We start from the raw sequence: 9,008 nt of genomic DNA, 5'->3' as shown, positions 1-9,008 counted from the left end.
AGGCCCGCGGACTCAAAGTCGCCATGGTCGGGGACGGCGTCAACGACTCCCCCGCCCTGGCGAGGGCCGAAGTCGGCATTGCGATCGGCGCAGGCACCGACGTCGCGATGGAATCCGCCGGCGTGGTCCTGGCCGGCAACGATCCCCGGGCCGTCCTGTCGATGCTGGACCTGTCCCGGGCCAGCTACCGGAAAATGTGGCAGAACCTCATCTGGGCCACCGGCTACAACATCATCTCCGTCCCGCTCGCCGCCGGCGTCCTTGCCTTCGCCGGAGTCGTCCTCTCCCCCGCCGCCGGGGCCGTGCTGATGTCCGTCTCCACCATCGTCGTCGCCCTGAACGCCCAGCTGCTGCGCCGGCTGAAACTCAATCCCGCCCAGGTCCGCTGAACCCGGCGCCGCCTGGGCCGCCGGGGCCCGTCCCGGGCCGGTAACCTTGAAGCCACCCAGACCGCACGGAAGGAGGAACACCATGATCGCCACCTCAGCCGGCCGCGCCACGGCGTTTCTCCTCCGGGGTGCCGTTCTCGCGGGATTGCTGGCGATCGTCGCCGGGATTTTGGGCATGCACATCATGACCGGCACGCACGCCATGCCGGGGGCGGCCACCGCTCATGACACCGGGGCACTTCATGCCATGCCGGCGCCCGTGCACCCCGGCCACGCCGCAGACATCGCCAAGATCCAGAGGACCTCCACAGCTCCGGGTATCGCCCACGCACCAGGACCGTCATGCGCCGATACCGGCGCGTGCACAATGATGTCCGCCATTGGCGGTGACTGCGTCCCTTCTCCCGGGACCACGACACTGGCAGCACCGCCACCGGGCACCACGGCCCTGACTTCCAGCGGCGGGCCCATCACCGGCGTCCCCGCCATCGGGTACGGGTTCATTCCGCGAAGTCCTTCTCCGGGCCAACTTTCGATCAGCCGGACCTAAACGGCCGCGCTGCGCCGTGTCCTGCCCGGCGCGCCCCCGTTTACCCGATACGCACCTGCCGGCTGTTCCGGCCGGTTATGGGCGTGTTATCCGCAGTCGTGCAACAACGACGATTTGATGATTGAAGGACTTGAACTCCATGAAGAAAACTCTGACCATTTCTGCCTTTGGAATTGCCGCCGTTATAGCCCTTGCGGGCTGCGCGGGGACCTCCGGAAGTACACCTGCCAGCTCCATGCCGGGCATGGGTCAAACCGGGATGGGTATGTCCTCGAGCTCAGCCCCGGCCGCTTCGGATCACAACGCGGCGGACACCATGTTCACCCAAGGGATGATCCCGCACCACGCCCAGGCCGTGGAGATGAGCGACATGATGCTCAAGAAGCAGGGGATGGATGCCCGGATCACCGCTCTCGCGACCAAGATCAAGGCCGCGCAGGCACCCGAAATCGAGCAGATGACGGGCTGGCTCAGGACCTGGAACGAACCGGCCCAGATGGCTTCCGGCCATGGCATGGGCGACGGGATGATGGGCGATGACGATCTGAACAAGCTCGATGCCGCCCAGGGTACTGCAGCTGCCAAGCTGTTCCTGACCGGGATGATCGCCCACCACCAGGGCGCTGTGGCGATGGCCACGACGGAAATCAGCCAAGGCAAAAACCCCGACGCCACCAACCTGGGCAAGGCGATCGTGACCTTCCAGACAGCCGAAATCAAGGAAATGAAGGACCTGCTGGCCACCCTCTGACCGGTGTCCTCCGGCGCCGGCCCTTCACAGGCCGGCGCCATTCCCTCTTGCCGTGCCCCGCCTGAATCCTTGGAGTCCCCATGCCCCGTCCTTCCCGTCCCCGGCGCCGCGCCGCAACAGTGCTGGCAGCCGGCGCCGGCCTCGTCCTTGCCCTCTCGGCCTGCAGTCCCTCCTCCGGCACGGCAGCACCCTCACCGGCCGGCACCGGCAGCGGCCTGCCTGACGCGCACATTCACGGGCTGAGCGTCAGCAGCGAAACCGGCCAGGTGCTCCTGGCCACACACGATGGCCTGTTCGACGTCACGGAAGAACCAGCTGCCAAAATCGGCGCTACCAACGACCTGATGGGATTCACCGGCGGCACGGACCACGGCGTCCTCTACGCATCCGGACACCCCGGGGAAGGCTCCGGCCTTCCCAATCCGATCGGGCTGATCAGATCCACCGACGCCGGTAAAACGTGGGAACAGCTCTCCCGACAGGGTGAATCCGACTTCCACGCGCTCACCGCGACCAAATCCGGGATCGTCGGCTTTGACGGCGCACTGCGCACCAGCCCGGACGGCAATACGTGGAACACGGTGGCGGCGGATTTCGTCCCGGCCGTCCTCGCCGGCAACCCCACCAGCGACACCGTCCTGGCCACCACCCCACAAGGGATCCGCCGCTCAACGGACGGCGGCCAAACCTGGACCATGGTGGACTCCGGACCCGTGGTCCAGTTCGCCGCCTTCGCCAGCCCCGCCGAGGCGGTTGGAGTCGAACCCGACGGGACAGTCCACTCCTCCGCGGACGCTGGCGCGACCTGGACCCGAAAGGGCAAAATCCAAGGCACTGCCCAGGCTGTGGCAGCAGTGAAGGGCCCGGATGCAGGTTTGTCGATCTGGGGCGCCACTGCTAGCGGGCTCGTCGTCTCCACCGACGGCGGAATTTCGTTCCGTCCCGCCAACGCCCCCTGACCGAGTGATGCGCGACCCATTCCGGGCCGTGACGCCGCAGGGCATCGGTCGTCTGCATTGTGCTCGTGCCGTTGGCCTGGATGTGGCGGCCGCATTTGGCATCGGCGCCGCGCCTCCGGCGGAAGCGGCATCACCGTGGAGCCTCTCGCTGCAAGTGCGGAGCATCGATGGCGTGGCGCATTACCGAGGAGATCGCGTTGATTTGGCCCCGTCCTTAAGCCCCGAGCCTTCGAAGAGCTTTTCGGTTTGCTCGATCACCTCTTCGAGTCGGCTCTTTTTCTTCTCACGCGGCGTCCCTGAACCAGCATTCGTCAAGCCCCTCAGATGGCCCGTCTCGCCGGGCTGGAGCTTCAGTGCGGCTACTTCCTGTTTCGTAAGAGCGTAGTGGGTGAGGCCGACATCGGACAGGTCAAGAGCGCCAGCGCCGGGACAGCGATGGAAGGCAACGCCGGAACCTATGTCCATCCCCCGGACCGCTGGCGTCGGGTTCACCTGGGAGCCCCAAAGCCATTTCTGCAAACTCCGGTAGCGGCACGTTAGCCATGACGCCGCCGCCCTTCGTCAGAGCCAGCCGGCGAAGGGCTTAGGCTGCCCAGGACGTCATCGTGGACTCCGGAAGAAGCGAAGTGGTCTGTTTTGTACCCATAGGGGGTACGTGTACTCTGAATCAGAAGTTGCCCACGATCTAGGGAGAAGGACAAATTGACATGCCACGAGAAGAACCTGCGCACGGTGATCTTCGCAGTTCGCATCGGTGAGCGACGTCTCGCCGGGACCGAACTAGCTGATGCCCTCTCACCACGATGTTCGTCCCCCAGGCGAAACACTCTTTCAGACTCTGGTCAAGCAAAGAGTTCTGGTGAATCCTCGCGACCAGGTGGTCGCCGTAGCCGGAGCAGGCTCGGCAACCGGCATCGCCTTCACGGGCTGGTTCCCTCGAAATTGGCCTCGCCAACCTCTACTGCTTCAACCAAAGGCATCAGGTTCAGGCATTCACTCACCTGCGCCGCCAGCGCCATCGCAGGTGGAGTGGTGACTTGCGGGGCCAGGCTTCCGGGACATTTGGAACCCTCCTTGCGACTCCTCATAGGAAAGGGCGATAGTCATGTCTTTTCCCCGGCTTCCGTACGCGGGCAGGAACTATTCTCCAGGTACCGTCCCGGGCACCGTCGGTGCACTTCCGCGTTGCCATCGCCCGGATCGCAATTAGTCTCGTCGTCACTATTTGCTTTATCGCCATCGAGCCGTTTTCGGAACCGTGGCACCCCCCTCCCCGCACGTTCGTCGTGGTCCCGCTCACGGCCTGTCTTGTCGTCCCACGGCTGAGGAGCGCCTACGGTGAATTCAGTAGCTAGCGCCAAACCGTCAGCCCAGGAACGTCCGGACGGCGGGCGCAGCGGGGGCATACCCAATGAGGCCGAGCCGAGATCCGCGCCGGGTCCTGGGGGAAGGCCCGCGGTTGTCAACGATGGGTTGGCTCTTAACACTTTCGTGCGCTTCCCGCCGAGCGAGACCTCGTCGCTCTCTGAGCCCTCTATGTTGCCCACACCTGAGTCCGTTCCCCGTGGAGTGCAGGATGGTCTGGAAGAGCAATTCGAGGTAGGCGGCCCGGATGTGTCGGAAATTCGAATCAGTCCCGCCTACCAGGCGTTTGTGGAGGACGCCATCGATGCCCTGATCGTCGTTGGGCCCGACGGCGCTTTAGCGATGCTAAATTCGGCGGCAGAAGAGTTGTTTGGTTATCGGCGCATCGACTTGTTGGGGCGGCCCTATACCGTACTTCTGCCCGGGGTCTTGGCCCTTGCGCATTGGGATATTCGGACCGGAGACCTTTCACAACCCGGCTCCGGAAAGACCGGTTACACCCGGAACCTCGGTGGGCGCCGCGGAGACGGTAGCGAGTTCAGGGTCGATGTGAGCTGCCGCCCGTTGTCCTCCGGCGCGGGCATTGAAATCACCGCCTTGGTCGAGGGTAGCCTGTTACACGGACAGAAAGAGGCTGAACTGCGCGGCGCCCTGTCGCTGCTTAATGCCACCCTGGAGTCGACCGCTGACGGAATCCTTGTAGTGACCAAGCACGGGCACATCGCCGGTTCCAATGAGCAGTTTGCGCGCATGTGGGGCATCTCCCGTTCGATTATGGAATCCCGTGACGACGACCGAATCATGGCGTTTGTCCTTGACCAGCTCGCGGATCCGGGTGGTTTCCTCGACAAGGTCCGTGAACTTTATACAGATATCCATGCAGAAAGCATTGACGTCCTCGAATTCAGGGACGGCCGAATGTTTGAACGGTACTCGCGTCCGCAGCGGGTCGCGGACGAAATCGTGGGGCGAGTCTGGAGCTTCCGCGACGTCACCCTCCGGCATCAGGCGCAGGATCAGGCGCGCCAAGCGCTGGTGGAGTTGGCTGAACATGCCGAAAAGCTAAAGGTTATGGCCTATACCGACCCTTTGACGGGGCTGGCGAATCGTGCTTTGTTCCTGGGTCGGCTCGAGGAGGCCCTCGGAGGTGGCGACTGCAGACGCGTTGACGTCCTCCTGCTCGACCTTGACGGTTTCAAGGATGTCAACGATGTGCATGGACACCAGGCCGGAGATGAGGTGCTCGTAGCGGTCGGGAAGCGACTATCGAAGTCAGTGCGCCCCGGGGCGACCGTGGCGCGGCTCGGCGGAGATGAGTTCATCGTCCTGTTAGAAGACGTGAATGATCCCGACGTGGTTGCCCGCCGGATTGTGGATAAGCTGAATACGCCCGTGTTCGTGGCCGGCAAAGAGATGCGCCTTAGTGCGAGCTTGGGAATTTCGTCCTCCGGCGATGGCCGAAACGAGGCCTCGGAGATGCTGCGGCAAGCTGACATCGCCCTGTACGCGGCAAAAGCGGCGGGTAAAAACCAGGCTGTGAGGTTTCACGCTGAGATGCTGACTGCGCTCCGGACCCGCACGGACTTTGAGTTCGACCTCCGGCACGCCGTGGAACGTGGTGAGATCGTCGTGCATTTCCAGCCAATTGTTTCTGCTGACGGTGGCGCAGTTCTTCAGGTCGAAGCACTGGCCCGATGGCAGCGGGGCGACAAGATGATTTCACCGCTGGATTTCATTCCTGCCGCCGAGAGAAGCGGCCAAATCTCAACCATTGGTCTCGAGGTTCTCGCTCAGTCCTGCCACCAGCTCGGTGCGTGGTTGAATGAATCCGCTCATCACTCCGTCGCAGTGAACGTCTCGTACGTGCAGCTGCGCGAAGTGGAGTTCGCCGGTCAGGCGTTGGACGTGCTTCACAGGTACGGCATCCGGCCGGAACAGCTCGTCATTGAGGTGACGGAGAGCACGTTCTCTGACTCCGGGAGCCAGGCAACCGAGCAGTTATGTCGGCTTCGTGACCTGGGGGTCAGGGTCTCGATTGACGACTTTGGAACAGGGTACTCCTCGCTGGGCCGTCTCCGGGAGTTACCGGTGGATGTCCTGAAGGTGGACAAGTCCTTTGTCGCGATGATCAAGAACGAACATGACGATAATCCGATACTCAGGTCCGTACTCTCCATCGCCCGTAGTCTTGGACTTCAGGTGACGGCCGAGGGCGTCGAAACAGAAGCGCAGGCGAGAAAGCTGCTCCGAATGGGCTGCGACTCGCTCCAGGGCTACCTCTTCGGCAAACCAGGACCGGCGGCCAGTCTGCCCGCTGCCAACCAGCGTGCCACCCGGGCGATGAGCGTACTCCGGCGCGGAGATCAGCCCCTCGCCGAAAGGTTTCCGGCTCTTTGAAAACCTGCGTCGATAGGGGCACGGGACGGTTCCGTGCCTTGCCGAGTGCCGGTCAAACCACACAATCCAAGTTGCATTTTATGCATCTGCTGGTTGCATGCACTGCACAGCGGCTGAATAGTGAAGGCAGAACCAAGACGCGCAACACGCCGCTTGGTAGCGGTCAATGTCAGAATCGTGACGTGTTTTCCCGGGTTCGCGAAGAAACCGTGATTGAGAAACGGGAGACATTCTTTAGTGAAGTCAGTCTCGTACCGGCAGTTGGCGTGGTGAAATCTCTTCGAGCCCGTCACCCTCGGTAATCCAGGCAGCCATGGGGCCGGTCTACCCGCATATCGGGGGCATGCTATTCACGGCCTCCGGACACGAAGCTAGGGTCCGCGGAAGGGGAGTCGACGACAGCGCCGGCAGCGGCTTCGAGCGTCTTCAGCTGCGCTGCGGTGAACTCGAGCGACAGGGCACCCAGATGTTCGTCGATTCGATCCGCTCTGCGCGTGCCGGGGATGGCGACCACAGGGAGCCCCAGCTGCCGCCCCTGCACGAAAAAGCCATGCCAGCGCCACCTGCGCGGGCGTTGGTCGGCCGCCGTCGTAGATGTCCGCCGTGGGCCAGCGCGCGTGCCGCGGGCCTTGAGCCAATCGTCGTAGGCTTTCCCTGACCGCCCGGGGACCAGGTCCAGCAACCGGGCATGCACCACGCCGTTGGCGTCCCGGGTGTGGTCCACGTCCCTGTGACCATGCCGGAACCAGGCGGGCCGGTGTGTGACCAGACATGCTCGTCGACGCCAAGGGCATCCACCCCTGTCAGCCGGTCCGTATCAGCGATCCGCCTGGATGCCTCCACCCGCACCGCGTCCCAGACGGTGTGCCAGGAAACACCGCAGATGGGCCAGGGCAGAAACAGAGGTATCGAAACGCTGCAGCGCATCCGTCGCCCAAGCCACCGTGCGGGCACTTAGTTTCGACCGTGGTCCTGCCAGAGGGTATGCCTCGGTGAACGTTGTCCCGGGGGCAGCCCGGGTCCGGACAGCGCCAAACGCGCTTGGCCCACAGCAGTCGCACGGGACGGCCGAAACACGGGATGTCATGAAGCCGAACCTGCTGGCAACCATGGCCTACGCCACGATGCCGCAATCGGGGCAGCCGGCGACCTCGTCCCCCGTTTCGGTGCGCAGAACCAGGCCCGTAGCGGTTGCCGTGACGGAGCTGACATGGATGCCCTCGACACCGAACAGCTCATCCGCGCGCGTGCGCCAGCGGCCATGGGAACAAGACATAGAGTCGGTCATGTCAATGTCTCTTCTTGGTTATGGTTGCTTGGTCGCTACCAATTCAAAGAGGCCCTGACCTCTTTCCCGCCACGCCACACCACGCCGCACCGACACGTTCAACTCTCCGGCGGCAGCTTCAGCCCGCCCTAACCACGCTGATCTGCGAAGGGCCCCAAACATCGGACAGGGCAGCCGCTCGGCCATCGCCATGTTGGTCGAACGGACCAAGCGCTTCATCATCCTCGTGCATCTGGCGGGGAACCGCGGTGCTGAGAATCTGCGCGACCGGTTGGCTGAATCTAGGAGCCCGCTGCCGGCCCATCTGCACCGTTCTCTGACTTTGGATCAGTGCACAGAAATGGCTGGCCATCGGGATTTGACGCGGCAGACGCTAATCCAGGTGTACTTCTCTGTGACCCCGCGAGCCCTTGGCGGCGCGGCGCGAACAAGAACACCAACGGCCTGCTCCGCCAGTACCTCCCGAAAGGAACTGACCTGGGCTTCCAAAGCGCAGAACACCTCGCCATGGTCGCCGTTGAACTCAACCGGCGACCGCGCGAGATCCTGGGTTGACAGAGTCCCATGGAGCACCTGGCTAGACTGGCTTCATCCGCAACAGAACCGTAAACCGTTGCAACGACCGCTGACTTGCGCCCGGTTGAAGACCGAACCACCTGTTCCAATCGCGGGTGGGTAGTCCCGGTGGAGAATTGGGCACTGATTCGGTGGCGCATCTGGCCTAGGGCGAATCGATGACGTCCGTAACGGCCTCGCGTCTCGCGGAAAACTGTCTCGAAGGCCGTGGCGCCAGCGAGCCCGCCCAAGTATGAGGCGGGTTGCGGAGGCCTGTAGGTGACGTCAATCAGGTCTCGATGCCCCGACGACAGTTGCAAAAGTGTGTGATCACGGAAGGACGTATTGGGCCTCACCGTTCCCGAAGGACCAATTCTCTTTGGCCACTTCGATAAGGCCTATGAATACGTCTTCACGGCGCATGTCAAGACGGGTATGCAAACCGTTCGCTATGGCCCGGAACAAGTTCTGTTTCTGTTCCACGGACCGGCCTTGGTTAAGAGTTATGTGGATGAAAACCACGTGGTCGGAGCGGCTGATGCCCAGATATTTGGGGTCTGCAACAAGTGCGTGGGACTTGTGTTCCTGAATGACCTGGAATCGGTCGTTCGCAGCTACTCCCACGACATCAACGAGAGCGCCATATACGACATCGCCGATCTCGGCGCGGTATTCAGGGCTCGTGCCTTCCAGTAAGTCGATCCTAACTAGCGGCATTCTTGTCCTTTGTTGTTTGTGGGCTTGCGGCAAGGGC

At 63.0% G+C, this 9,008-nt stretch carries 7 protein-coding genes and 1 pseudogene; 6 read left to right on the top strand and 2 right to left on the bottom strand.

What is annotated here, in order from left to right; translation table 11 throughout:
• From QK287_RS16830 to QK287_RS16810, 5 genes are all read left to right on the top strand, one after another.
• Positions 1-389 (top strand): HAD-IC family P-type ATPase (locus QK287_RS16830; protein WP_282360872.1); only part of this gene is annotated, 389 nt, incomplete at its 5' end.
• Between the two features lie 82 nt (positions 390-471).
• Positions 472-939 carry a hypothetical protein gene (locus QK287_RS16825; RefSeq protein WP_282360871.1) on the top strand — a complete coding sequence of 156 codons (468 nt, stop codon included), beginning with the start codon at positions 472-474 and terminating at the stop codon, positions 937-939.
• Positions 940-1,078: 139 nt separating this feature from the next.
• Positions 1,079-1,690: a DUF305 domain-containing protein gene (locus QK287_RS16820; protein WP_282360870.1), complete on the top strand. Its 612-nt coding sequence runs from the start codon at positions 1,079-1,081 to the stop codon at positions 1,688-1,690.
• Positions 1,691-1,770: 80 nt separating this feature from the next.
• On the top strand, positions 1,771-2,649 hold the full coding sequence (locus QK287_RS16815; RefSeq protein ID WP_282360869.1) for a F510_1955 family glycosylhydrolase: 879 nt from the start codon (positions 1,771-1,773) through the stop codon (positions 2,647-2,649).
• A 1,569-nt stretch (positions 2,650-4,218) separates the two neighbouring features.
• Entirely contained in the window at positions 4,219-6,411 is a 2,193-nt protein-coding gene (locus QK287_RS16810) for a bifunctional diguanylate cyclase/phosphodiesterase (protein WP_282360868.1), read from the top strand.
• Between the two features lie 346 nt (positions 6,412-6,757).
• On the opposite strand, the pseudogene QK287_RS16805 reads toward QK287_RS16810, so the two are convergent.
• Positions 6,758-6,986: pseudogene (locus QK287_RS16805) on the bottom strand (aldo/keto reductase); the annotation flags it as partial.
• Between the two features lie 539 nt (positions 6,987-7,525).
• Positions 7,526-7,699: a hypothetical protein gene (locus tag QK287_RS16800; RefSeq protein WP_282360867.1), complete on the bottom strand. Its 174-nt coding sequence runs from the start codon at positions 7,697-7,699 to the stop codon at positions 7,526-7,528.
• Between the two features lie 900 nt (positions 7,700-8,599).
• Here QK287_RS16800 and QK287_RS16795 point away from each other — a divergent pair.
• Entirely contained in the window at positions 8,600-8,950 is a 351-nt protein-coding gene (locus QK287_RS16795; RefSeq protein ID WP_282360866.1) for a hypothetical protein, read from the top strand.
• Positions 8,951-9,008 lie beyond the last annotated feature (58 nt).

This window comes from Arthrobacter sp. AL05, assembly GCF_029960715.1.
Classification (GTDB): Bacteria; Actinomycetota; Actinomycetes; order Actinomycetales; family Micrococcaceae; genus Arthrobacter.
This window is presented reverse-complemented; position numbering and strand designations above follow the sequence as displayed.

Excerpts from the sequence above, each read along its gene's own strand:
- QK287_RS16800 (WP_282360867.1), bottom strand. The coding sequence starts at position 7,699 with ATGACCGACTCTATGTCTTGTTCCCATGGCCGCTGGCGCACGCGCGCG.
- QK287_RS16825 (WP_282360871.1), top strand. The coding sequence starts at position 472 with ATGATCGCCACCTCAGCCGGCCGCGCCACGGCGTTTCTCCTCCGGGGT.
- QK287_RS16815 (WP_282360869.1), top strand. The coding sequence starts at position 1,771 with ATGCCCCGTCCTTCCCGTCCCCGGCGCCGCGCCGCAACAGTGCTGGCA.
- QK287_RS16820 (WP_282360870.1), top strand. The coding sequence starts at position 1,079 with ATGAAGAAAACTCTGACCATTTCTGCCTTTGGAATTGCCGCCGTTATA.